The 1,776-nt window shown below is 29.9% G+C and carries 1 protein-coding gene; it reads right to left on the bottom strand.

Annotated elements, in window-relative coordinates; translation table 11 throughout:
- Positions 1-1,400: 1,400 nt before the first annotated feature.
- A partial coding sequence (locus tag NPX99_RS08585) for a type ISP restriction/modification enzyme (protein ID WP_329957954.1) occupies positions 1,401-1,776 on the bottom strand: 376 nt, incomplete at its 5' end.

The following is a 1,776-nucleotide window of genomic DNA, read 5'->3' on the forward strand; positions in this document are numbered from 1 at the left end:
TTCCATAGCTAGTGTCTCCTAGTTATTTTAGTTTTGAATTGACGCCTAATAAAGGCGCCGGGCGCTCAAAACACGGTAACTAGTCCGTTGCTATGCTTTCCCCATAAAAGGGTATTGTATAGCACAGCTACACCCGACAAGATCTTCATATACTAACAAGAGCATAAAAGACAATCAGTATTTTAAGGGCATGGGAGAGGTTGTTTCGTAACCTATCCGCTAGTTATTAGTGTTTTGATCACTTGATTATTTATATATCAAAATACGTATTTATTGTCAATTATATTTTGCTATTTTTTGTATTTTTTTATGATTATTTTTTATCATATTGTGTATAAATATGCGTTATATTTCTATCAATATTTTCTATTTTATTGCGTCTATTTGACTCTATATTACGCAATGGCGTTATTTTTCTCTTTTAAACTTCATAACAACTAAAAACACTGCTTATAATGCCTATTTTTAACTTTATAAAGCATGATTATTTTTATTGAATGCCTTGTGAATATTTTTTGTGAATTTTGTTATCATTTATAAGAGCTTTGTAACTTAAGAAGCTTTAATAGAGATCGCATTTTTATAACCAACGCTTTTGATTCATTCTCTATAGCCCCCGCATCATATTCCTATAACAAAATGATAAATATGATCATGCGGTTTTGATTTGTTATAAAACATTTTGAATTCTTATAGCATTATCAAAATACCTTTTTAATGGGCTTTTGTCTCTTGTCAGTCATTATTGTTGATTTACCCCCTCATTTTAAAAAACACCTTTTAAATAAAAGTAAAAAACATTATATTCCAATGTGTTAGTAAGTTTTGAGAAAAAACCATCCCAATAAGGTGATTTATATAGACAATTAATGATATCAATTGAACAAAACCTGTCAGTATCTGTCAAAAAATTTAACTGACAGCTGTTATGATTTGAGTGAGTGTTTAAACCATGTCTTATGAGAGCCATATGGTTCTTTAAAGCCTTTCAAAAGACAAGAGATGGTTATGAGGCATGGTATAAAGAGTAACTAATCGATTTGAAGGGGGTTTTGAGTTTTGAAGGTTCGTGTTTTTAGATAAAAAACACTAAAAAGACAAAAAACATTATTTTTCAATATATTAAGTCTTATCAATGTTTCAAAAAATAATCTCTATTGATAAATACAATCTATTAATACGCATAATTCTCTTTAAAGAGAGCATATGAGAGATATGAAAGGCATCATTTGAGATTGCGATATAATCTTTTAAAAGCAATGTAAAAAAATTTACCTCTCTTTTTAGAATAGCGTATAGTAACTCATTCCTTTTAAGCTTATAGGTAAGCAACCTAATAAGAGAGTATAGATTATGGTTATAAATCTATACCCCTTATAAGATTGGCATGATTCATAAATCTATTCAGTTTTTCTTAATTCTAGATTTGGTAGGTTCTTAACAATCTTCATTGTTTCTAAACTTACTGTAATAACCCTTTGAAACAATTCCAATGGATAAGCAGGGTTACCAATTGTTTCAATAGCATAGCAATTGGCATCATTCACAATGCCACTCTTTTTATCAGTCTTTACACATTGACGCCCCATAACCCATTCAAGAGCAGGTTTACCATTCACGATATACGCATAAGCTTCAAGAGGTATATCTGTTATTGTGATATTACGATTGTAAATAACTGTAGATTTATCCTTTTCCTTACTATTCCCAGCAAATTTCATTTCTGTAACGTAATAAAACTTCTCAGGGTTCTTGATATCTGTAAGTTTAGGGTCA

This window comes from Bartonella sp. 220B, from assembly GCF_026930205.1.
Classification (GTDB): Bacteria; Pseudomonadota; Alphaproteobacteria; order Rhizobiales; family Rhizobiaceae; genus Bartonella.